Source organism: Salininema proteolyticum (genome assembly GCF_042685645.1).
GTDB classification, from domain to species: domain Bacteria; phylum Actinomycetota; class Actinomycetes; order Mycobacteriales; family Micromonosporaceae; genus Salininema; species Salininema proteolyticum.
On record NZ_JBHUNX010000001.1, the window covers coordinates 3,192,736 to 3,213,777 of the forward strand.

28 protein-coding genes are annotated in these 21,042 nt (G+C 67.8%); 3 read left to right on the top strand and 25 right to left on the bottom strand.

Annotation, left to right across the window (positions count from 1 at the left end; genetic code table 11):
* Position 1: 1 nt before the first annotated feature.
* The 3 genes from ACFTE1_RS14775 to ACFTE1_RS14785 form a co-directional block, all read right to left on the bottom strand.
* Positions 2-1,039: an iron chelate uptake ABC transporter family permease subunit gene (locus ACFTE1_RS14775; protein ID WP_380620880.1), complete on the bottom strand. Its 1,038-nt coding sequence runs from the start codon at positions 1,037-1,039 to the stop codon at positions 2-4.
* Positions 1,036-2,049, bottom strand: coding sequence for a FecCD family ABC transporter permease (locus ACFTE1_RS14780; RefSeq protein ID WP_380620882.1), 1,014 nt, complete (start codon positions 2,047-2,049; stop codon positions 1,036-1,038). Before ACFTE1_RS14780 ends, ACFTE1_RS14775 begins: the two co-directional genes overlap by 4 nt.
* 106 nt (positions 2,050-2,155) lie before the next feature.
* The gene (locus ACFTE1_RS14785) at positions 2,156-2,509 is read right to left on the bottom strand and encodes a hypothetical protein (protein ID WP_380620884.1); all 354 of its coding nucleotides are present in this window, start codon (positions 2,507-2,509) and stop codon (positions 2,156-2,158) included.
* Positions 2,510-2,608: 99 nt separating this feature from the next.
* On the opposite strand from ACFTE1_RS14785, the gene ACFTE1_RS14790 reads away from it, so the two are divergent.
* Entirely contained in the window at positions 2,609-3,838 is a 1,230-nt protein-coding gene (locus ACFTE1_RS14790) for an MFS transporter (protein ID WP_380620886.1), read from the top strand.
* Between the two features lie 89 nt (positions 3,839-3,927).
* Here the strand turns inward: ACFTE1_RS14790 and rplR are convergent, their stop codons facing one another.
* The 19 genes from rplR to ACFTE1_RS14885 form a co-directional block, all read right to left on the bottom strand.
* Positions 3,928-4,323 (bottom strand): 50S ribosomal protein L18, encoded by a 396-nt coding sequence (gene rplR / locus ACFTE1_RS14795; protein ID WP_380620888.1) that lies wholly within the window; start codon positions 4,321-4,323, stop codon positions 3,928-3,930.
* A 2-nt stretch (positions 4,324-4,325) separates the two neighbouring features.
* Positions 4,326-4,862, bottom strand: a complete 537-nt coding sequence (rplF, locus tag ACFTE1_RS14800) for a 50S ribosomal protein L6 (protein ID WP_380620890.1) — start codon at positions 4,860-4,862, stop codon at positions 4,326-4,328.
* 22 nt (positions 4,863-4,884) lie between these two features.
* On the bottom strand, positions 4,885-5,292 hold the full coding sequence (gene rpsH, locus ACFTE1_RS14805; protein WP_380620892.1) for a 30S ribosomal protein S8: 408 nt from the start codon (positions 5,290-5,292) through the stop codon (positions 4,885-4,887).
* A 189-nt stretch (positions 5,293-5,481) separates the two neighbouring features.
* Complete coding sequence (locus ACFTE1_RS14810) at positions 5,482-5,667, bottom strand: type Z 30S ribosomal protein S14 (RefSeq protein WP_380620894.1); 186 nt, start codon at positions 5,665-5,667, stop codon at positions 5,482-5,484.
* A complete protein-coding gene (rplE, locus tag ACFTE1_RS14815; protein WP_380620896.1) occupies positions 5,667-6,236 on the bottom strand; it encodes a 50S ribosomal protein L5 in 570 nt (189 codons plus the stop codon). Before rplE ends, ACFTE1_RS14810 begins: the two co-directional genes overlap by 1 nt.
* A complete protein-coding gene (gene rplX, locus ACFTE1_RS14820; RefSeq protein ID WP_380620898.1) occupies positions 6,236-6,547 on the bottom strand; it encodes a 50S ribosomal protein L24 in 312 nt (103 codons plus the stop codon). Before rplX ends, rplE begins: the two co-directional genes overlap by 1 nt.
* A 3-nt stretch (positions 6,548-6,550) precedes the next feature.
* A complete protein-coding gene (gene rplN, locus ACFTE1_RS14825) occupies positions 6,551-6,916 on the bottom strand; it encodes a 50S ribosomal protein L14 (protein WP_380620900.1) in 366 nt (121 codons plus the stop codon).
* Positions 6,917-6,928: 12 nt separating this feature from the next.
* Positions 6,929-7,195, bottom strand: coding sequence for a 30S ribosomal protein S17 (gene rpsQ, locus ACFTE1_RS14830; protein ID WP_380620902.1), 267 nt, complete (start codon positions 7,193-7,195; stop codon positions 6,929-6,931).
* On the bottom strand, positions 7,195-7,425 hold the full coding sequence (gene rpmC / locus ACFTE1_RS14835; RefSeq protein WP_380620904.1) for a 50S ribosomal protein L29: 231 nt from the start codon (positions 7,423-7,425) through the stop codon (positions 7,195-7,197). Before rpmC ends, rpsQ begins: the two co-directional genes overlap by 1 nt.
* Entirely contained in the window at positions 7,425-7,853 is a 429-nt protein-coding gene (gene rplP, locus ACFTE1_RS14840; protein ID WP_380620906.1) for a 50S ribosomal protein L16, read from the bottom strand. The genes rpmC and rplP overlap by 1 nt, the downstream gene beginning before the upstream one ends.
* A gap of 5 nt (positions 7,854-7,858) precedes the next feature.
* Positions 7,859-8,677, bottom strand: coding sequence for a 30S ribosomal protein S3 (gene rpsC / locus ACFTE1_RS14845; RefSeq protein ID WP_380620908.1), 819 nt, complete (start codon positions 8,675-8,677; stop codon positions 7,859-7,861).
* Positions 8,677-9,150, bottom strand: a complete 474-nt coding sequence (gene rplV, locus ACFTE1_RS14850; protein ID WP_380620910.1) for a 50S ribosomal protein L22 — start codon at positions 9,148-9,150, stop codon at positions 8,677-8,679. Before rplV ends, rpsC begins: the two co-directional genes overlap by 1 nt.
* 32 nt (positions 9,151-9,182) lie before the next feature.
* Positions 9,183-9,464 carry a 30S ribosomal protein S19 gene (gene rpsS / locus ACFTE1_RS14855; protein ID WP_380620912.1) on the bottom strand — a complete coding sequence of 94 codons (282 nt, stop codon included), beginning with the start codon at positions 9,462-9,464 and terminating at the stop codon, positions 9,183-9,185.
* A 3-nt stretch (positions 9,465-9,467) separates the two neighbouring features.
* Positions 9,468-10,310: a 50S ribosomal protein L2 gene (gene rplB / locus ACFTE1_RS14860; RefSeq protein ID WP_380620914.1), complete on the bottom strand. Its 843-nt coding sequence runs from the start codon at positions 10,308-10,310 to the stop codon at positions 9,468-9,470.
* Positions 10,311-10,325: 15 nt separating this feature from the next.
* Positions 10,326-10,640: a 50S ribosomal protein L23 gene (gene rplW, locus ACFTE1_RS14865; protein ID WP_380620916.1), complete on the bottom strand. Its 315-nt coding sequence runs from the start codon at positions 10,638-10,640 to the stop codon at positions 10,326-10,328.
* On the bottom strand, positions 10,637-11,287 hold the full coding sequence (rplD, locus tag ACFTE1_RS14870) for a 50S ribosomal protein L4 (RefSeq protein ID WP_380620918.1): 651 nt from the start codon (positions 11,285-11,287) through the stop codon (positions 10,637-10,639). Before rplD ends, rplW begins: the two co-directional genes overlap by 4 nt.
* Positions 11,287-11,946 carry a 50S ribosomal protein L3 gene (gene rplC / locus ACFTE1_RS14875; RefSeq protein WP_380620920.1) on the bottom strand — a complete coding sequence of 220 codons (660 nt, stop codon included), beginning with the start codon at positions 11,944-11,946 and terminating at the stop codon, positions 11,287-11,289. Before rplC ends, rplD begins: the two co-directional genes overlap by 1 nt.
* A gap of 11 nt (positions 11,947-11,957) precedes the next feature.
* Positions 11,958-12,266 (bottom strand): 30S ribosomal protein S10, encoded by a 309-nt coding sequence (gene rpsJ, locus ACFTE1_RS14880; RefSeq protein ID WP_380620922.1) that lies wholly within the window; start codon positions 12,264-12,266, stop codon positions 11,958-11,960.
* A 566-nt stretch (positions 12,267-12,832) separates the two neighbouring features.
* Positions 12,833-14,713 carry a hypothetical protein gene (locus tag ACFTE1_RS14885; protein WP_380762765.1) on the bottom strand — a complete coding sequence of 627 codons (1,881 nt, stop codon included), beginning with the start codon at positions 14,711-14,713 and terminating at the stop codon, positions 12,833-12,835.
* Between the two features lie 127 nt (positions 14,714-14,840).
* Between ACFTE1_RS14885 and ACFTE1_RS14890 the strand changes: the two genes are divergently transcribed.
* Positions 14,841-15,515 (top strand): FxLYD domain-containing protein, encoded by a 675-nt coding sequence (locus ACFTE1_RS14890; protein ID WP_380620926.1) that lies wholly within the window; start codon positions 14,841-14,843, stop codon positions 15,513-15,515.
* Positions 15,516-15,730: 215 nt separating this feature from the next.
* On the opposite strand, the gene ACFTE1_RS14895 is transcribed toward ACFTE1_RS14890, so the two are convergent.
* The gene (locus ACFTE1_RS14895) at positions 15,731-16,672 is read right to left on the bottom strand and encodes a hypothetical protein (protein WP_380620928.1); all 942 of its coding nucleotides are present in this window, start codon (positions 16,670-16,672) and stop codon (positions 15,731-15,733) included.
* Positions 16,669-18,039, bottom strand: coding sequence for a serine/threonine-protein kinase (locus ACFTE1_RS14900; protein WP_380621693.1), 1,371 nt, complete (start codon positions 18,037-18,039; stop codon positions 16,669-16,671). Before ACFTE1_RS14900 ends, ACFTE1_RS14895 begins: the two co-directional genes overlap by 4 nt.
* A gap of 112 nt (positions 18,040-18,151) precedes the next feature.
* Here ACFTE1_RS14900 and ACFTE1_RS14905 point away from each other — a divergent pair, with 112 nt between their 5' ends.
* The gene (locus tag ACFTE1_RS14905; RefSeq protein ID WP_380620930.1) at positions 18,152-19,333 is read left to right on the top strand and encodes a DNA glycosylase AlkZ-like family protein; all 1,182 of its coding nucleotides are present in this window, start codon (positions 18,152-18,154) and stop codon (positions 19,331-19,333) included.
* Here ACFTE1_RS14905 and ACFTE1_RS14910 read toward each other — a convergent pair.
* Positions 19,314-21,005, bottom strand: a complete 1,692-nt coding sequence (locus tag ACFTE1_RS14910) for an AIPR family protein (RefSeq protein ID WP_380620932.1) — start codon at positions 21,003-21,005, stop codon at positions 19,314-19,316. The two genes, ACFTE1_RS14905 and ACFTE1_RS14910, sit on opposite strands and share 20 nt — an antisense overlap.
* Positions 21,006-21,042 lie beyond the last annotated feature (37 nt).

Genomic DNA, 21,042 nt, shown 5'->3' on the forward strand with positions numbered 1-21,042 from the left:
TTTAACGTCCTTTCCGAATGAGCAGATAGAGCAGGTAGGCGCCTCCGAGCGCGGCCGTGAGCACGCCCGCGGGCAGCTGGTAGTCGCCGAAGGCGTTGCGTCCGATCCAGTCCGCCAGCACCAGGAGGAGGGCCCCGGTGAGGGCCGCGGCGACCAGCGGAGGGCGGGTGGAGCGCACCAGCCGCCGGGAAATATGGGGTGCGGCGAGGGCGACGAACTCGATGCCGCCGACCTGGCTGACCGTCAGGGCCGCCAGGGCGACGCCCGCGAGAGCGAAGGCGAGGCGCTGGCGGCCCACCGCGACGCCTATGCCGACGGCGGTGGGGTCGTCGAGGCTCGTGGTCCGCAGGGCGCGCGAAGCCCAGACCAGCACCGGAAGGGCGACGAGCAGCACGGCCGCGAGCACGCGCACCTCGTCCCAGCCGCGTCCGGCGAGGGTGCCGACCAGCCAGATCTGGGCGCGCTGGGCGTCGATGGCCTCGCCGGACATGAGGGACATCTGCGTGAGGCTCTTGGCGAGCACCGCGACGGCGACGCCGGCCAGGACGAAGCGGGGCGCGCTGAGCCCGGCCTTGGAACCGAGCAGCAGGACGGCGGCGGCCGCCGCCAGACCGCCGAGCAGGGCGAGAGGCGCGACGAGGCCGAGTCCGAGGCCCGTCATGAGCGACAGGGTCGCCGCCAGGCCGGCCCCGGCCGTGACGCCGATGATGTCCGGGCTGGCCAGGGGGTTCCTCGCCACCGCCTGGATCAGCGCTCCCGAGAGGGCCAGGGCCGCCCCGGCCAGGGCGGCCAGCACGATCCGGGGCCAGCGGAGCACCCCGATGGTGAGGTTGTATCCGGTGCGCTCGCCCAGCAGGGTGTTGACGGCGTCGGCGGGCGGCACGGTGACCACGTTGCCGACGGTCAGCGACAGCAGGGCCGCCCCGGCGAGCGCCAGCGCCAGTATCGAGCAGACGACGACGTTGCGGCGCTGCACGAGCAGCGAGTACCCGGCCCAGCGGACGGGGCGGTGGCCTTTGATCAGAGTCGGCGCGCTCATACGCTCAGCGCCTTCGCCCGGCGGACCAGGGCTATGAGGAGGGGCGCGCCGATGAGCGCGCAGAGGACTCCCGCGGGAGCCTCTCCGGGGACGATCTTGCGGCCGACGATGTCGGCGCCGAGGACGAGGACGGGCCCCAGCAGGACCGCCAGGGCGATCAGGGGCCGGTGCGAGGGGCCGACGAGGCGGCGGGCCAGGTGCGGGACCACGAGTCCTACGAAGGCTATGGGACCGGCCGCTGCCACGGCGGCGCCGGTCATGAGCGCGACGGCGAGAGCGGCGGCGGCGCGGGTGGCGCCCAGCCGGTGCCCCAGTCCGCGGGCCGTGTCGTCGCCGAGTGCCAGGGCGTCGAGGCCGCGGGCGAGGAGGAACGCGACGGCGAGTCCGAAGAGGAGGAAGGGTGCCATGCCCTGGGCGACGCTCGGGTCGCGGCCGGCCAGGGACCCGACCGCCCAGAAGCGGTACTGGTCGAAGCTCTGGACGTCGGTGGTGAGGATGGCGTAGATGACGGCGGTGAGGGAGGCGTCCAGGGCCGCCCCGACGAGCGCGAAGGTCACGGGGGTGTCGGCGTGGCGGGAGGCCGCCGTGGCGACGAAGTAGGAGACGGTTCCGACGACGAGCGCGCCGGCTATGCCGAGCCAGGCGTACTGCGAGAGGCTCGTCAGGCCGAGGACCGAGATGCCGACGACCACGCCGAGGCTGGCGCCGGCGCTGACCCCGAAGAGCCGGGGGTCGGCGAGGGGGTTGCGCGTCAGGGTCTGCATGAGGACTCCGGCGACGGCCAGCCCCGCCCCGACCAGCAGGCCGACAACGGTCCGGGGCATCCGCTGCTCCATGACGACCTCGGTGACGACGGGGTCGGCCCGGCCCGTCAGCGCCGCGAGGACCTCGCCGGGGTCCAGGGGCCGCGCCCCCACGAGGACGGACAGGACGCCGACCGCGACGAGCAGGGCGGCGGCGAGTCCGAACACGGCGGCGGTGCGCCTCGGCCGGGAGGTCTGGGTGAGCACCCGTCAAGAATAGGTTAGGGTTACCTTAACTCCAATGGCCGAGATGGTTTTGTGACCGTTCCCCTCCCGCTCTTCCGCGCGGGGTCGCCTCCGCCGTTTCCACGGCTCACCGCCTGTCGCGCCACTCGGTGAGCGGGAAGTCCTTGAGGTTGCGCGAGTCCCTGTACAGGCTCTTGAGCAGGCGGGAGACATTGTCGCGCGTCTCGGCGGGCCGGGAGCTGGACTCGATGATCCGCTTGGCCGCCAGGTAGAGCAGCACCAGCGGAATGAGCAGAATGACGGCCAGGACGACCAGCAGCACGGCGAAGAACGCCGTCGGGACCCAGTCGTCGACCAGCAGCCAGAGCACGAACATCACCGCGATCAGCAGCGGGGCCAGCAGCACCAGGCGCATTCCGCCCACCATGTTGCGGTAGTCCGCCGTCCGCCGGAACTCCTCGAAGCCCTTATCGTCTTTCACCTGTGCGACACCTCCAGTACTCAAGGTAAGGCATCGGGGCCCGAAAGGGCGCCCTCTTATCGCCCACCGCACTCGTGACGTTCGCCGGACCCGTCCGATATGCTGTCCCCATGCGAAACCTCTTCGGGCATTTACAAACGCCGTTCCCCCGACTCCTTCGCCCTCCGACGCCATAGGGCCCTCCTGGTCCTAGGGGTCGCCCAGCTGACCTCGGCGCTGGTCTTCTACGTCCCCGTCAGCGCACTCTTCCTGGTCTCCAGAGGACTGTCCTACCAGGAGATCTTCCTGCTCGAAGGAGTCCTCTCGGCCGTCGTCCTGCTGGCCGAGGTCCCCGCCGGGCACCTCGCCGACAGGGCCGGACGCCGCGGCACGCTGACAGCGGGCTTCGCCGTCGCCGCAGGGGCCGAGGTCCTTTTCGCCGTCGGCGGCGGGCTGCCGGCGTACCTCGCGTCGTTCGCCTTGAGCGGGCTGTCCATCGCCCTCCTCAGCGGGGTCGACAGCGCTTACGTCTACGAGTCGCTCGGGGACGGCGCCGACCGGCACGCCACGACCGCCTTCGGCCGCCTGGCGGCCCTGGACTTGGTCGGCGGGACGGTGTCGGCCGTGGTCGGCCCTTTGCTCGCCGCTTCCTGGGGAATCGCCGCGCCGGCCTATGCCGCCGCCGGGGCCGCCTGCGCGGCGCTGGCGATCGTACTCCTCCTCCCCGCAGAACGATCCTCGCCGCCGCGCCCAGAGTCAGCGGCCTCCAGCGTGCTGACCGCCGCCGGAATCGTCTTCCGCTCTCCGGTGCTGCTCTACGCCGCCGTCGCGTCGGGAGGGGCCTTCGCGGTCTTCAACGCCGTCCACACCCTCGACCAGCCGCTCTTTCAGGGCGCCGGAGTTCCGCAGGCCTCCTTCGGGGTCGTCGTCGGTGCCGGGATGCTGGCCGCTGCCGCCGCCGACACCGTCGTAGGCCGTTTGGAACGGCGGATCGGCCGCAGGGCGCTCCTCTTCGCCGCCACCGCTATCGGCTCCGCGGGATTCGTCCTGCTGGCAGTGCCCCTTCCGGCCGTCGCCATAGCCGGGTTCGGCGCCGTCGTCCTGGGGATGAACCTCCGCGGCCCGGTCCTGTCGGCGGTCGCCAACCGGCTCCTCCCCGACTCCCGCCGGGCCACGGCGCTGTCGCTCATGAGCTCGATGGGCTCGGTCGTCGGCATAGGGGCGAACCTCGGACTCGGCGCTCTCGCCGAGCGGGACCCGGCATCGGCGTCGCTGGCGGCGGCCGGCGTGCTCGCGGTCGTCGCCCTGCTCGGGCTGCGGTACGTCGGCCGGGAGGAAAGCGGACGGTAGGAGGACGCGAAAAAGGGCCCTCCCCTTCCGGGGAGGGCCCTAACGCCTGTTCACGGCCGAGCCGTGAGAGACCGGGTCCTAAGGGAGCCTTAGAACTTCAGTCCACCCTCGCGGGCGGCGTCGGCCAGGGCCGCGATGCGGCCGTGGTACTTGAGACCGCCGCGGTCGAAGACGACCGACTCGACGCCGGCCTCCTTCGCACGCTCGGCGACCATCTCGCCGATCTTGGTGGCCTTCTCGGTCTTGGTGCCCTTGAAGTCTCCGAAGGACGCCTCGACCGTCGACGCGGCGGCAAGGGTCTTGCCGTCGACGTCGTTGATGACCTGGGCGGTGATGTGCTTGTCGGACCGGAAGACGGCCAGACGCGGACGCACCTCGCTGCCACGGATCTTCTTGCGAAGACGGAAGTGGCGGCGGTTCTTGGAGATGCGGCGGCGGTAGGAGGCCGGCGCCGACTTGCTCCGCTTCTGCAGCTTCGAAGCCATGACTACTTACCTGCCTTTCCGGCCTTGCGGCGGATGCGCTCGTCGACGTACTTGACGCCCTTGCCCTTATAGGGTTCCGGCGGACGCAGACCGCGGATGTTCGCCGCGACCTGGCCGACGACCTGCTTGTCGATGCCGTCGATGTGCAGCAGCGTGGGCTTCTCCACCGTGAAGCTGATGCCCTCGGGGGCGTCGACCTGGATGGTGTGGCTGAAGCCCAGGCTCATCTCCACGCCCTGGCCCTTGGGCACGGCGCGGTAACCGGTGCCGTTGATCTCGAGGGACTTGCGGTAGCCCTCCGAGACGCCGACGACCATGTTGTTGATGAGGCTGCGGACGAGGCCGTGCAGAGCGCGGTTCTTACGCTCGTCGTCGGGGCGCGACACCTTCACGGTGCCGTCCTCGAACTCGACTTTGATCTGCTCGGGGAGCTCTTGGGAGAGCTCGCCCTTCGGACCCTTGACGGTAACCCCGGTGCCGTCGACCTTGACGTCGACGCCGGAGGGAACCGCGATCGGTGCCTTGCCGATACGGGACATATTTCATACCCTCCTTCAGTGATTACCAGATAAAGGCGAGGACTTCGCCGCCGACGTTGCGCTTGCGGGCCTGACGGTCGGTCAGCAGGCCGTTGGACGTGGACACGATGGCCACACCCAGGCCGCCCAGGACGCGCGGAAGCTCAGTGGACTTGGCGTAGACGCGCAGGCCCGGCTTGGAGACGCGCTTCAGGCCGGAGAGCGAACGCTCGCGGTTGGCGCCGAACTTCAGGTCGATGACGAGCTTCTTCGCCACGGCGCCCTCCTCGGGCTCCTCCACGCGCCAGTCGGCGATGTAGCCCTCCTGCTTCAGGACGTCCGCGATGGAGGCCTTCAGCTTGGAGTGCGGCATCGACGTGGTCTCGTGGAAGGCCTGGTTGGCGTTCCGCAGACGGGTGAGCATGTCCGCGATCGGGTCGGTCATGGTCATATCTGTTTACCTCTTTCCGCCACGGTTCCCCTGGCCGGTACACCGTCCAAAGGCCTATGGCAGTCGGGGCCCCGGTTCCCCCGGCGCGAATCGCCGGGGGCCTCGGACCACTTTTCGGTCGGGAGGGCGGTCGTCCCGCCCTCCCCCAAATTTTCTGCCCTTGCCTTGCCGGCAAGGAACTCGGTCACCCTACCAAGAGGCCTTGTGCACGCCGGGCAGTTCTCCCTTGTGCGCCATGTCGCGCAGGCACACACGGCAGAGGCCGAACTTGCGGTAGACCGAGTGCGGGCGGCCGCACTTCTGGCAGCGGGTGTAGGCGCGCACCTTGAACTTGGGCTTGCGCTGCTGCTTGGCGATGAGCGCTTTCTTGGCCATTAGCTGTTCTCCTTAAAGGGGAAGCCGAGGTGGCGCAGCAGGGCGCGTCCCTCGTCGTCCGTCTTCGCGGTGGTCACCAGCGTGATGTCCATTCCGCGCACGCGGTCCATCTTGTCCATGTCGATCTCCGGGAACACGCTCTGCTCGGTGAGCCCGAACGTGTAGTTCCCATTGCCGTCGAACTGCTGGTCCGACAGGCCGCGGAAGTCGCGGATGCGGGGCAGGGCCAGCGACAGGGTGCGGTCCAGGAACTCCCACATGCGGGCTCCGCGGAGCGTCACCTTGGCGCCGATGGCCTGGCCCTCGCGCAGCTTGAACTGCGCGATGGACTTCTTGGCGCGGCGAACGATCGGCTTCTGGCCGGTGATCGTGGTCAGGTCGGACAGGGCGCCGTTGATGAGCTTGGAGTCGCGCGCGGCTTCTCCGACACCCATGTTGACGACGATCTTGACGAGACCAGGCACCTGGTGCACGTTGCCGTACTCGAACTCTTCGGTCAGCTTGTTGCGGATCTCGGAGTTGTACTTCTCCTTGAGCCGCGGCGCGACCTTCTCAGCTACGTCAGTCATTACACGTCCTTACCGGTCTTCTTGGAGACGCGGACCTTGCGGCCGTCCTCGCCGATGCGGTAGCCGACGCGGACGGGCTTGCCGTCCTCGAGCAGCGCCACGTTCGACACGTCGAGCGAGGCCTCGTGGGTCTCGATGCCGCCGGTCTGCGAGCCGCGAGCGGTCTGGCCGGCCTTGACGTGCTTGGTGACGCGGTTGACGCCCTCGACCAGGACGCGGCCGCGCGTCGGGTAGGCCTCCAGGACCTCGCCCTCGGCACCCTTGTCCTTGCCCGACAGAATGCGGACGCGGTCGCCTTTTTTGATCTTCATCTCTTACAACACCTCCGGGGCGAGGGAGATGACCTTCATGTACTGCTTGTCACGCAGTTCACGGGCGACAGGGCCGAAGATGCGGGTCCCTCGCGGTTCGCCGTCCTTGACGAGGACGGCGGCGTTCTCGTCGAACTTGATGTAGGTGCCGTCGGGACGACGGCGCTCCTTCTTGGTGCGGACGATGACGGCCTTGACGACGTCGCCCTTCTTCACGCCGGCTCCGGGCGTGGCCTCCTTGACGGCGGCGACGATCTCGTCGCCGATGCCGGCGTAGCGGCGGCCAGAACCCCCGAGCACGCGAATGCAGAGCAGTTCGCGGGCGCCGGTGTTATCGGCGACCTTCAGCCGAGATTCCTGCTGGATCATGTCGAATCTCCCCTACTTCGCCTTTTCAAGGATCTCGACCAGACGCCAGCGCTTGGACTTGGACAGCGGGCGGGTCTCCATGATGGAGACGCGGTCGCCGATCCCGCACTGGTTGTTCTCGTCGTGTGCCTTGTACTTCTTGGTCGTGCGCAGGACCTTGCCGTAAAGCGCGTGCTTCTTGCGGTCCTCGACCTCGATGACAGCGGTCTTGTCCATTTTGTCGCCGACGACGATACCCTCGAGCACCTTGCGCCGGCCGCGAGTGATTTCCTCGCTCATTAGTTCTCCTCTTCCGGCGCGTCGCTGAGGCCGAGACGGCGCTCATTCATGACAGTGTAGATCCGGGCGATCTCTTTCTTCGCCACACCGAGGGTGTGGTTGTTCTCGAGCTGGCCCGTAGCCGAACGAACCCGGAGGTTGAACAGCTCGTCCTTCTTCTCGACGAGTTTGTCGGCGAGCTCCTTGTCGGAGAGCTCACGCAGCTCGCCGGCGTCGATTCCGACTGCCATTAGCGTTCACCTGCACCTTCACGCTTAACGATGCGGCACTTCATCGGAAGCTTGTGGATCGCGCGCATGAGGGCCTCATTCGCGGTCGCCTCGTTCGGGAAAGAGATCTCGAACATCACTCGACCCGGCTTCACGTTGGCCACCCAGTACTCGGGCGAACCCTTACCGGAACCCTGACGGGTCTCGGCGGGCTTCTTCGTGATCGCGCGGTCGGGGAAGATGTTGATCCAGACCTTGCCGCCACGCTTGATGTGGCGGGTCATCGCGATACGAGCCGCTTCAATCTGACGGTTGGTCACGTAACTGTGTTCGGTGGCCTGAATGCCGTACTCACCGAAGGTCACGCGAGTTCCGCGGGACGCCTTGCCCTTACGCTTGGGAGCGTGGGGCTTGCGGTAACCACGCGGTGGTTTCCGTGGCATAAGCATGTCGCTTAACCCTCCTGCTTCTGTTCCGCGGACGCAGAAGCAGCCTCGTTGGAAGCGGCGGGCTTCTCGGTGCTTTGCGTCTGTTGGGTCTGCTGCGGCGTGCGGCCACCGCGGCCACGGCCACCGCGGCCGCGTCCTCCGCGACCGGGTCCGCCGCCGCCCTCGCGGCGACGCTGGACCTGCTCGGCCTGCTCCTTGAGCGTGGCCTCGCCCTTGTAGATCCACACCTTCACGCCGATGCGGCCGAAGGTCGTGTGCGCCTCGAAGAAGCCGTAGTCGATGTTCGCGCGCAGCGTGTGCAGCGGGACCTGGCCCTCGCGGTACTGCTCGGAACGGGACATCTCAGCGCCGCCCAGACGGCCGGAGCACTGAATCTTGATGCCCTTGACCGCGGGGTTGCGCATGGCCGACTGGATCGACTTGCGCATGGCGCGGCGGAAGTTGACACGGCTGGCCAGCTGCTCGGCGACGGCCTGAGCGACGAGCTGGGAGTCGACATCGGGGTTCTTGACCTCGATGATGTTCAGCTGCACCTGCTTGGAGGTGAGCTTCTCCAGCTTGCCGCGGAGGCGGTCGGCCTCGGCGCCCTTGCGGCCGATCACGATGCCCGGGCGGGCCGAGTGGATGTCCACGCGGACTCGCTCGCGGGTGCGCTCGATGTCGACGTGGCTGATGCCGGCGCGCTCGAGGCCCTTGGTCAGCAGCTTACGGATCTTGACGTCCTCGCCGACGTAGTCAGCGTAGTCCTTGTCGGCGTACCAGCGGGACGTCCAGTCAGCGCTGATGCCGAGACGGTACCCCTTGGGGTGAACCTTTTGACCCATTAATCGGTCTCCTTCTCAGCGTCGGAGTTTTTGGACGAGCCCTGCTCAGCGGTCTCCGCTGCCTTCGGCTTGGCGGCCTTGGGACGGCGGACGGTGGACTCGGACGGGCCGGAGGCCGCGGCCGACTCCACGCTGACCGTGATGTGGCTGGTGCGCTTGTTGATCCGGTAGGCGCGCCCGTGGGCACGCGGACGGAAACGGCGCATGGTCGGACCCTCGTCGACCATGATCTCGGAGATCATGAGCGACTCGGGGTCGAGGCCGAGGTTGTTCTCGGCGTTGGCCTGAGCCGAGGCGACCACCTTGTAGACGTCGCGGGCGGCGGCGTACGGTGCGAACTCCAACTTGGTCAGAGCCTCGTCCACCGGCAGGCCACGCACGAGGTCCACAACGCGGCGCGCTTTGCGCGGAGCCACGCGGACGTAGCGGGCTACGGCGCGTGCCTTCGGAGCTTCCTGCTCCACTTTTGCCATCGTTCTAATCCTTCGTATTCCGTGAGGCCTGCCTAGCGGCGGCGGCTCTTCTTGTCGTCCTTAATGTGACCGCGGAACGTGCGCGTCGGAGCGAACTCGCCGAGCTTGTGCCCCACCATGTTCTCGGTGACGTACACCGGAACGTGCTTGCGCCCGTCGTGAACGCCGAACGTCAGCCCGATGAACTCCGGGGTGATCGTCGAACGGCGCGACCAGGTCTTGATAACGTTCTTGCTGCCCTTTTCGACGGCGGCGTCGACCTTCTTCTGAAGGTGATCGTCGACGAAGGGGCCCTTTTTCAGTGAACGAGCCATGCGTTACTTACCCCGCTTCCGGTTGGCCTGGCGACGACGCACGATGAGGCGGTCGGTCGGGTGGTTCTTCTTCCGGGTGCGACCCTCCGGCTTACCCTGCGGGTTGACCGGGTGGCGACCACCGGACGTGCGGCCCTCACCACCACCGTGCGGGTGGTCGACCGGGTTCATGACGACACCGCGGACGGTCGGGCGCCAGCCCTTCCACCGCATGCGGCCGGCCTTGCCCCAGTTGATGTTGGCGTGCTCGGAGTTTCCGACCGCGCCGACGGTGGCGCGGCAGCGCACGTCGACCAGGCGGATCTCACCGGAGGGCATGCGCAGGTGCGCGTACTTGCCCTCACGGGCCAGCAGCTGGATGGACGAGCCGGCGGAACGGCCGAGGGCCGCGCCGGATCCGGGCTTCATCTCAACGGCGTGGACCGTGGTACCGACCGGGATGTGGCGCAGCTCGAGCGAGTTGCCCGGCTTGATGTCCGCTCCCTGACCGTTCTCGATCCGGTCACCCTGCTGGATGCCCTTGGGCGCCAGGATGTACCGCTTCTCGCCGTCCGCGTAGTGCAGCAGCGCGATGTGAGCCGACCGGTTCGGGTCGTACTCGATGTGGGCGACCTTGGCCGGAACGCCGTCCTTGTCGTGACGACGGAAGTCGATCACGCGGTAACGGCGCTTGTGTCCGCCACCGCGGTGACGGGTGGAGATCTGTCCGTCCTTGCCGCGACCACCGGTCTTGGTGATCGGCTTCAGCAGGGACTTCTCCGGCGTGGAACGAGTGATCTCGGAGAAGTCGGAGACGCTCGAACCGCGACGACCCGGGGTCGTCGGCTTATATTTACGAATAGCCATGTTTCCTAACCCCCCTTAAGCGATCGTTCCGCCGAAGACCTCGCCGAGACGTCCGGCGTCGCCCTTGACGGTGATGATGGCGCGCTTGGTGTCCTTGCGCTTTCCCCAGCCGTAGCGGGTGCGCTTGCGCTTGCCCTGGCGATTGATCGTGTTCACCTTTTCGACCTCGACACCGTAGATCTCCTTGATGGCGATCTTGATGTGGGCCTTGTTCGCGCGCGTGTCCACCTCGAAGGTGAACTTGTTCTCGCCGAGGAGAGCGTAGGACTTCTCCGAGATGATCGGCTTGATGATGATGTCGCGCGGGTCGGCGATGGTCACTTCACTCATGCCGCGGCCTCCTGCCCGGTGCGCTCACCGAGGAACTGCTCGAGGGCGGCCTCGGTGAAGACGACGTCTTCGTTGTTGAGCACGTCGTAGCAGTTGACCTGTCCGGCGGTGAGCAGGTGGACCTCGGGGAGGTTCGCCAGGCTCTTCCGCTGGACCTCTTCGTCGCGGGAGAGGACCACGAGCACCTTGCCGGCCTCGGACACGTTCGACAGAGCGGCCTTGGCGGTCTTGGTCTTCGGGGTCTCGTCCGAGACGAACGAGTCGATGACGTGCAGCTGTTCGTTGCGGACCCGGTCGGTCAGCGCCCCGAAGGTCGCCGCGGCGATCATCTTCTTGGGCGTGCGCTCGGCGAACGAGCGGGGCTTCGGACCGTGGACCGTGCCGCCGCCCTTGAACTGGGGAGCGCGGATCGAGCCCTGGCGGGCGCGGCCGGTTCCCTTCTGGCGGTACGGCTTCTTACCACCGCCGCGGACTTCGCCGCGGGTCTTGGTGCTGGCGGAGCCGGTGCGACCGGCGGCCAGCTGTGCGGTGACGACCTGGTGCATGAGCGGGATGTTCGGGTCCACGTCGAAAATCTCGGCGGGGAGCTCGATGACCTTCCCGGTCTCCTTGCCAGCAGCGTCCTTCACTTTGACTTCGATGCTCATTAGGCGACCGCCTTCACTGCGCTACGGACCAGCACCAGGCCGTTCTTGGGGCCGGGGACGGCGCCCTTGATGAGCAGCAGACCGCGCTCGGCGTCGACGGCGTGAACCTTCAGGTTCTGCGTCGTCTGACGCTGACCGCCCATACGGCCGGCCATGCGCATGCCCTTGAACACGCGGCCCGGAGTCGCGCAACCGCCGATGGAACCGGGAGCGCGGTGCACCTTGTGGACACCGTGGCTGGCGCCGAGGCCCTTGAACCCGTGGCGCTTCATGACGCCCGCGAATCCCTTGCCCTTGGTGGTGCCGGTGATGTCGACCAGGTCGCCGTCCTCGAAGATGGAGGAGTCGACGGTCTGTCCGAGCTCGTAGTCAGCGGCGTCAGCGGTGCGCAGCTCGACGAGGTGGCGACGCGGAGCGACGCCGGCCTTCTCGAAGTGCCCCTGAAGCGGCTTGGTGACTTTCTTCAGTTTGATGTCGCCAAAGCCCAGCTGGACGGCGGCGTAGCCGTCCACCTCGGGCTTGCGGATCTGGCTGACGACGTTGGGACCGGCCTGTACGACCGTCACGGGAACGGCCTGGCCGTTCTCGTCCCACACCTGGGTCATGCCGAGCTTGGTGCCCAGGATGCCCTTGATCTTGCGTTCGACCTTCTTACCCATGGGTCACCTCCCTACAGCTTGATCTCGATGTCGACGCCCGCCGGCAGGTCGAGACGCATGAGCGAGTCGACAGTCTTCGGAGTCGGGTCGAGGATGTCGATGAGGCGCTTGTGAGTGCGCATCTCGAAGTGCTCGCGCGAATCCTTGTACTTGTGCGGCGACTTGATTACACAGAAACGGTTGATTTCAGTCGGGAGCGGCACCGGGCCGGAGATGTTAGCTCCGGTACGGGTGACCGTCTCCACGATCTTCTTGGCCGAGGAGTCCACGACCTCGTGGTCGTAGGCTTTCAGCCTAATGCGGATCTTCTGTCCCGCCATGGTTCCTAACCTTTTCGTAAAACAACAGGTGGGACCGCTACACGCGGTCGGGTGTGTCGCCAAAGAAGAACAGGTCCGGGCGCAGCGCTTCCCCGTCACGGGACCAGCCCGGCGGACAGGGACGAAGCGCCCTAGCGGCACTGTTCGAATCAGCGACTAAGAACCAATAGTCAGTTCTAAACAGCCTGGTCGAGAGACCAGACGACCAAACCGACCCCCCACAGGACAAACGTCGTGAGAAAGAGATGTCTGTTTTCTGAGAGCCGTTTGAAGGCGCGTCATGAGAAGCCGATCCGGGTTCCCCCGGGCGGCGAGATCACGACGCAACCTGAATAGTATGCCTTGTGCAGGCAAGACCCCGCAACTCGGGGGCCCCTGCAGTAATACAGATTACCCCTGATAAGGGGCCTGGTCCCGCCCGGCTCACCTGTTCGTGTCCCTTGCGGAGACAAAGCTCACCGACGCGGCGGCCGGGCCGAGGGCTGCGGCCGGCCCCTTTCCGGCCTCCTACACCCGGCCCCGGCCGAAGGGGAACCCGGGGTCCCGCTCCCGTCCGGCCGAGGCGATCAGGACCGGCGCCGAGCCCCGATCGCCGCTGTGCCCCGGGCACCGCCGCACGTGCGGGTCGACCCCGACGGGCACGGTGATGCGGACCTGATCTCTCTCGCGCCGCCCGCACGTGCGAACCGACCCCGCACGCCCCTCGAACGGCTACTCACTCCCATTCCACGCTGCAGTTCTGGACCATCGCCGCGGTCCCGTCCGCCAGCGCCGCGCACTCCCGCGACAGCGCGGCCAACCGCTTGCGCAACTCCCACACCTCGCGGAACGCGGCCCCGCGGTACCGCTGCTCGTCGTACGACAGGCGCGGCACCTTCACCCCCCAGGATCCGCCTCTTCCCCTCCGAAGTCCCGCTCGTGCCCGGGCGGTGGTGGTGCAGGCACGCGGCGATCCAGTCCGCGTCCCATCCCCCGGTGACCGTGATGAGCCACACCGGCGTCGACTGCGGTTCGAGCGTCCCGAGGGACAAGATCCTCAGGCTCCGCGGTTCCAGGGCGATGCCCCGGCCCTCCGTCTCCTGGGAGATGGACACCGCCCCGTCCTTCTCCAGAGTCTCCAGCGAGACGCCGGGGTGGGTCTGCCCCTCCGTGACCCGCCAATGGGGCACCGACTCGGCGGCCTCCCGCAGACGCCCCTCCAACCCCCCGAGCTCGGCGACCACGTCGGCGGGGCCGCCGGCGTCCCGGGACAGGTACAGGTCGGGAGTGACGTCGACGGCCTCGTCGAGCAGCTCGATCGCCGAAACGGGCACGCCCTCCCCCAGGTCGCCGTCCGACAGGACGACCTGGCCGTTCGAGGGCGCCTGGGGCCGCAGGACCCAGGTCTGGGTCCGCCCGTCCGGATTCGAGACGACGGCCCTCAGAGCGCCCTGCCTGATCAGTTCGGCCCGGATGCGCCGCCCCGACCTTCTGTGCGACGCCGCGTTGGGCATCCGCACGAGGACCAGGCCGCCCCGCTTCGCCACGGTTGCACAGTGGACCAGCCAGGACATCTCGGGCTCGGTCTTCGGCGGGCGCCCGTAGACCCCTCGGGCGTCGGAGGCCGAGGGGGGAACGGTCACCTGGGCGCGCGCCGCCGAGTAGGCGTCGCAGACGACCAGGTCGAACGGGTCGGACGGCGGCGGCCCCACCAGGGCCTCCTCTGTCGTCACCGACTCCCGCACCCCGGGGTGGAGGAGTGCCAGCCTGGCGTGGGCCGTCGCGGCCTTCGACGGGTCCGGCTCGGTTCCCGTGACGGAGCCGACCCCGGGCTGCTCGGCGCACGCGAGGAGGAGGTCTCCCCTCGCCGCCGCCGGGTCGTAGGCCGACAGCGGTTCGGCGCCGTCGCCTTCCCTCCCGGCCCTTTCACCGCCCGGGCCGCCTTCGGCGCCCGCACCGGGTCGTCCAGGCGCTCCACCGCCGCCCGGGAGTGCTCCCGTCCCGCTGCCCGTCACTCCGTCGCGCTCGCCCGAAGCGCCCGGCTCGTCGCGGATGGCCAGGGACATCGCCAGCAGCGACCGCACCCGGTCGGCGAAGTCGGACTCCGGTGCCGCTCCCGCGCGGACCGCGAAGCCCTCCAGGACCACCGACCGATCCTCGGACACGACCAGGTCGGCGATCACGTCGTCGTCCGGCTCGGGCATCACCAGCTGCGAAGCCGCGTACCCGAGGGCCTCGTCCGCCGTGGGAAAGCGCTCGGCCAGACCGAACCAGACCCGGTCGGCCGGTGAGACGAGGAAGGCGCGCCCCTCTGACGCGGCCCACTGCTCGACCTGCCCCAGGTCGAAGTACCTCCCCTCGGCGTCGACCGGGCGGGGAAATCCGGGATCCCTGCTCTTCCAGTTGCTGACCGCACTGGCATTCACCTCGGCCAGCCTTGCTATGTCCCCCAGGGTGACGACCGCCATGACTCCCCTTCCAGTCGTGATCGAATTGTGATCAAAAACCTCTTGAAAACATCTTACACGTCAGCTTAGTGTTGTGAAGTCAGTTCACATGATTTTCAACAGTGAAAAGTTTTCAGAAGGAATTACCATGGCAACTCAGTCCCCGTACCAGCCCGCTCCGACCCCCGTTCAGCCTCAGGGCGGCGGTGGCATGGCCGTTACCAGCCTCGTTCTGGGCATTGTGGGCCTCGCCCTGGCCTGGATCCCGCTCCTCAACTACATAGGGCTGGTCCTGGCCGTCATCGGCCTCGTCCTCGGCGCCGTCGGACTCGCCGGGGCGCTCAAGGGCAGGCGGACCGGCAAGGGAATGGCCATTACCGGTATCGTGCTCAGCATCCTGGCGGCGGCCAGCGTCTTCGTCTCCGGCTACATCTACACCCAGGCGTTCAACGACGCCGTCGACGAGGTCAATGACGAAATCGACGACACGGTCAACCGCATGGACGGAAGCGCGACGGAGGACATCCTCGAGAACGAGTTGACCGTCGAGTTCGGCGAATTCACCGTCGAGGAGGACGAGTACGGCTTCCAGGAGCCGTCCGTCGAGGTCACCTTCACCAACGTCTCCGAGGAGACCGAGTCGTACACGGTCACGGTGGAGGCCGCAGACGCCGACGGCAACCGCATCGCCGAGGACTACTTCTACGCCTCCGACCTGCAGGCCGGCCAGTCCGTCACGGAGAAGCTCTTCACCCTCGTCCTCGAGGACGACTTCGATGCCATGGACTCCGCCGAGCTGCGCGTCGTGGAAGTCACCGCCTAGCCGGAGCGCCGATGCCGGTGAGCCGCGCGCGCCGGCCTCCCCGCATGGCGGCAGGACGTCCGCGATGCCGGTGAGCCGGGGCGGCGCGCTACTCCACAACTGAACAGGGACGCGGAACGCCGCGCCGAAGGCCGGGACCTGCCGAAGCGGACGCCCCGGAATCGGGGGACGGGTGCCATCCTCGCCACGGCCGGTCTCCGGCACGGAGCCGGGGGTCAGGGGAGGAAGACGGCGTACTCGCCGAGCCGTCCGAGGTCGTCGGGCGGCACGGGAATCTCCAGGGCCAGCTCTCCGAGGTTCTTGAACGCGCCTTTCCTCGCCACTCGGCGCCGGATGTCCTCGGCGGCGGACTGGTCGAGGCCCAGCAGCCCGCAGAGGACCTCGAGCGGGACGTGGTTGATGTCGACGAGGCCTCCGTCGGGGAACCGGCGCCCCGGAACGTCCGGTCTTCCGATCGCGAACCGTTTGGCCAGCAGGGGATCGCGGTCGACCATTTCACGAGCCTGGCGGCGCTGCTCTTCTTCCTGCCTGAGCAGCGCCGCCCCGTCCGGCACCAGGGCGCCCGTCGGGGCGTTCGGGTCGCCGGGGACCGGGTTTCCGGGTCCAGTGCGAGCCTCCTGCGCCGCCGTTTCCACCGGCGCCGGGGGGCTTCCGCGTTTCACGGGGTTCGACGGGTTCGCCGGGGTTGCGCCGCTTCCCGTTCCGTACGGCCCGGGAGGACCGGCCGGCATCGCGTACGCGGCCTGTCCGGCACGCCCCGCGTCAGTGTTCACGTCGGCGGGCCAGGCGGGTGCCGCGTCGACCGGGTGCGTTCGGAGCGCCGCGGGATCTCGGCGCCGGTCCGCCGGGGGGTACCAGATGTATCGGCGCATGATGACGGCCTGCACCAGGGCGCCAAGCCATTCGACCAGGATGATGACGAGCGCTCCGAGTTCGGTGGAGTCGACTTTGTCGGGATCGACGTGTGCCATGGCGATGGTCCAGGCCGTGGCGTGTCCGGCGACAGAGAGCCACATGGGCCAGGTGGGCCGCCGCACCGCGCCTATGAGGAAGATCAGCGGTGTGGCCAGGCCCAGGAAGGGCACGATCGAGAGCACCCATGCCCATGAGGCGATGTTCAGGCCGATGGGCGGGCGGTGGGCGGAAGGCGCATTCATTGGCGGGCTTTCGGAGGGTGGGCGTCTTGCGGTGTCCCCGCCGGTAAGGGGACGGCGAGCGCGTTTCTCGCCTCGACGGTGACGGGGTGGCCGGGGCCGAGGAGTGTTTCCGCTTCGGCGGCCGTGGCCTCGTGCCAGCGGCGGGCTTCGGAGGTGCGGCCGGCGGAGTGGAGGTATCGTCCGTAGAGCAGCATAGCCCGGAGGACCGACTCGTCGGCGGGTGCCTGTGATCGTCGTTGGGACACAAGGCTTTCGAGTGCTTGGAGGGCGACCGCGGCCTGGCCGAGGCGGTGGAGGCTCTCGACGGATCGGACTCTGGCGGTGAAGGCGGCGGGCGGGTCGGTGTCCTCGAGTTCTTCGGCGAGGTTGCGGTATTCGGCGAGTGCTTTCCGGTAGTCGCCTTCTCGGTAGGCCTTGTCGGCGGCTGCGCTTCTGTCGCCGTCGTTTCGGGCGAGTATCCGGGGTGCCATGGGTACGGCGGTGGGCGGTGTGGAGGGTATGAGGAGCGGGAGGGTGGGGTTGCCGTAGAGGCGTTCGGTCTCCGGTGCGGGGTCGGTGGCGGTGAAGAGGTCTCTGAAGCGGAGGTAGACGTCGCGGGCGGTGGCGGGTCGGTCGGAGGGGCTCTTTCGCAGGAGGCCGTTGGCGATGAGGGCGTTGAGGCCGGGGTGGTCGAGGCGGCGGGGGCTGGTTTCGGAGTGGGCCCGCTGTACTTCGTAGAGGGAGGGCGCTTCGGCGAACAGCGGGGCTCCGGTGGCGAGTTCGTAGAGGACCGCTCCGAGGGCGTAGAGGTCGCTGCGGGGTTCGGGGCGTTGGCCGTGGAGTAGTTCGGGGGCTTGGTATTCGGGGGTGCCGGGTTCGAATCCGGTGCGGGTGAGGCGGGTGGTTCGCCCTTCGGTGTCGGTGGCTATGCCGAAGTCGACGACTTTGACCGTTCCCTTCTCGTTGAGGAGGAGGTTGGCGGGTTTGACGTCGCGGTGGACTATGCCGTGGGAGTGGAGGGCGTCGAGGGCGGCGGCGGCTTGCATGCCTATGGCCATGACGTCGACGGCGGGCAGTGGTTCGCCTTCGTCGACGGGGCCGTCCAGGCTGACGCCTTTGATGTGCTCCATGACGAGGTACAGGTCGTCTTCGTCGTCGAGGCCGGCGTCGTAGACGACGGGGAGGTTGGGGTGTTCGGTGGCCGCGGCGGTGCGGGCTTCGCGGCGGAATCGGGCGACCACGGTGTCTCGTTGCGATGCTTCCAGGTGGTCTGATTTGACGGTTTTGACGGCCACGTCGCGGCCTAGGCGGGTGTCCTCGGCGAGGAAGACGGTTCCCATGCCTCCGGATCCTATGGCGCGTCTGCGGCGGTATCGGCCGTTCCACATTTCGTGATTTGTTGCCACTGGACCATTCTAAGGCCGTCCGCCCGTTGGTGTTCCGGTCCGTCCGGGCGGTGTCGGACCCTGGTATTAGGGTTGTCGGCCTGACCGGAGTGCGGTGCGGGCCGTCAGGGTGGTCCGCCGAAGCACGGGGGGTGTGTTGCCCTCTTGGATCGATGAGGAGTTCGCTGTGGATCATTTTTCGCTGTCGGAGGCGCGTGCCGTGGCGGTTTCGCGTCAGCGTCTGGGCGGTGCGGGCAGTTACGAGTCCGTTCTGCGTGCGGCGGGGTGCATTCAGTTGGACACCATTTCGGCGGTCCGCCGTGCCCATGAGTCGAGTCTTCTCGCTCGGGGTGTGCCGGTGTCGGAGGTGGAGAACTCGCTGATCGCGCGGTCGAGGCCGGTGGCTTTCGAGTACTGGGCGCATGCGCTGTCCTTGATCGATATCGAGCTGTGGCCGTATTTCGCCTTCCGGAGGCGGTCGTATCGGGCGTTGGAGCGCGAGGTTCCGGGCGGTGAGTCGGCCGTGCGGGATCTGCGGGTTCTGCTCGGGGAGCACGGTTCGATCGACGCGGGCCATTTGCCGGAGGGTGCGACGCACCGGCGGGCTCCGGGTTCGACGGGGTGGGATCCCCGGTCGGATCATAAGAGGGCGTTGGACTATCTGCTCAATATCGGCGAGGTGACCTGTGTCGAGAGGGATGGTTTCCGGCGGGTGTACCGGTCCGCGGCCGACGCCGTCCCCGCCGGGCTTTTCCGCGATGCCTCGGATGACGAGTGCGTGGACCGGCTGGTCTCGGTCGCGTTGGCGAATCTCGGGGTGGCCACCGTCGATGACGTCGCCGATTACTTCCGGATCAAGCAGGCCCGGGTGAGGGCCTCGCTGGAGCGGATGGAGGTGCCTCGGGTCGCGGTGGAGTCCTGGGACAAGGCCGCCTACCGGGATCCCGGCCTCACCGATGTGCCCGAAGTCGACGCCTCGCCGACGGCCCTGTCCATGTTCGACACCCTGGTGTGGCACCGGGGCCGGCTGGAGCGACTGTGGGGTCATGACTGGCGCATCGAGATTTATGTTCCGCAGAAGAAGCGGACGTTCGGTTACTGGTGCATGCCCGTGGTCGTCGGGTCCGAGATTCCGGGGCGCCTGGCGTTGCGGCGCCGGGACGGGCGGTTGTCGGTGGAGGCCGCGGAGTGGGCCTGGAGCGATCGCGAGCCGCTGCGCGAGGCCTTGCGCGGGGTGGCGGAGTGGACGGGGGCGAAGCCGAAGTGGGAGTGCCGCGTCAGGAGGCTCCGGCGGTGATCGACCGGAGGAACCTGCCGGTGAAGTCCGGGTCTCTGACCTTCTTCCGCAGCTCGGCTCCGTCATCGTCGATCGGAACCGCTCTCGCCAGGGCCCGCACGACGTTTTCGAAGACGGCCATCGATTCGGCCTCGTCCCAGGCCGCGTCGTTCAGGGTCTTGAGTACGACGGGGGCGTTCCCCTTCTTGCCCTCCGGTATCCGTCCGCCGATGAGTGCTCGTTTGAAGCCCGCCGCGAGCAGGTACTTGGCGGGTTTCACCTCTTTTCCGAACGACCCGTTGCGGAACAGGCCTTCGAACCGGTAGGCGACGCTGGCGGCGGAGTAGTAGAGGGCCGGATGGTGCTTCTCGTCGAAGGCCTTCGCGTGGGCCCTTTCCCGGAGCAGACGGAGGTCGACGCTGAGCTCCGGCTCTTCGAGGAAGACGGCGGCGAAGTATTTCAGCAGCGTCTGGGTGTTGACCACCCGGAGCCGCGGTATCTCGGGATTCTGCGAGTACTGGCGTTCCCGGCGCTCGTAGTACAGGCGCCGGTCCTCGGGTATCGACAGGAAGTACTGTTCGATGTGGCTGTGCTGGTCGGCGCGGGCGGCGAAGAACTCCGGGTCCACCTTCGTCTGGAGGTTGGTGCCGGCGATGACGGCGTCGATGACGGAGTTGTCCGTGGAGGCGATGACGGCGACGCGGCACTGCACCGTCTCGTCCAGGCGGTCCCTCTGGTCGAAGAGCACGTGGCTGGTCTGGGAGCCGTTGACGACCTGGCAGTCTTTGAGGCTGAGGCGGTTGTTGTACCGTTCCGCCTCGCGGGCGATGACGGTGAGGCCGTTGTTCACGGTGTGGAAGCGCGCCCGGCCCTCCGGGCTCTGCAGGGATTCGCGGATGGCCCTGTTGACGGGGTTGTTCGCGTAGCCGTAGAACTCTCGGACGTTCTCATGGAAGAGGCTTTCGCGGATTCCGCCCGTCTCGTCGGTGAGGACCTGCCGCACGAAGGCGCGCGCGTCGACCAGGCCGATGTAGGAATTGCCGTCGATGCCCGGAGTGTCGGGCATTTCCACGAGCTTGTCGCGGTCCACGTCGAAGGCGATTCGGCTGCTCTTCAGGGAACGTTCGTAGAGCCCTCTCAGGTCCCTTGCGCCCAAGAGGTCCGCCTTCGCCTCGAAGTCCCCGTTCCGGCGTATGGCGGCCGCTATGTCGTCGGAGGCGTACCGGTGCGGCGCTTTGATCTCGGAGCCGCAGCAGGCATAGCCCACGTACACCTTGGGCCGGTGTCCGGCGAGGAGTTCGGGGCGACTGAGCAGGAGGCGCAGTGCGTTCTGCAGGGTCCTTATCTCATCGGAGGCCTCTTGCGGATCCAGGTCCCTGTCGAGGTCGAAGACCCGCCCCATGTTCCGGGCCAGGCCGCCGATGGCGTTGCCGCTGAAGCTCTTCTCCCGCTTCGACTGGAGCAGGACCACCACGACGCGGAACTGCCTGTTCCGCTCGATCTCCTCGTGGATCTCGTCGAGGCTCTGGACGATGGAGCCGTTCAGGATGATCGCATAGGAGTCGATGCCCATGTCGTTGCCGCCACCGGTTCGCTGGGTGAGCGGATCCCACGTGCCCTCGTGGAAGTTCTGCATGTAGCAGTAGAAGGAGAAGGCCTCGAACGCCTCCGCCTCTCCCAGGTTCTCGGGCACGGAGTTGTGATAGCGAAACTCGTCGAAATGCGATTGC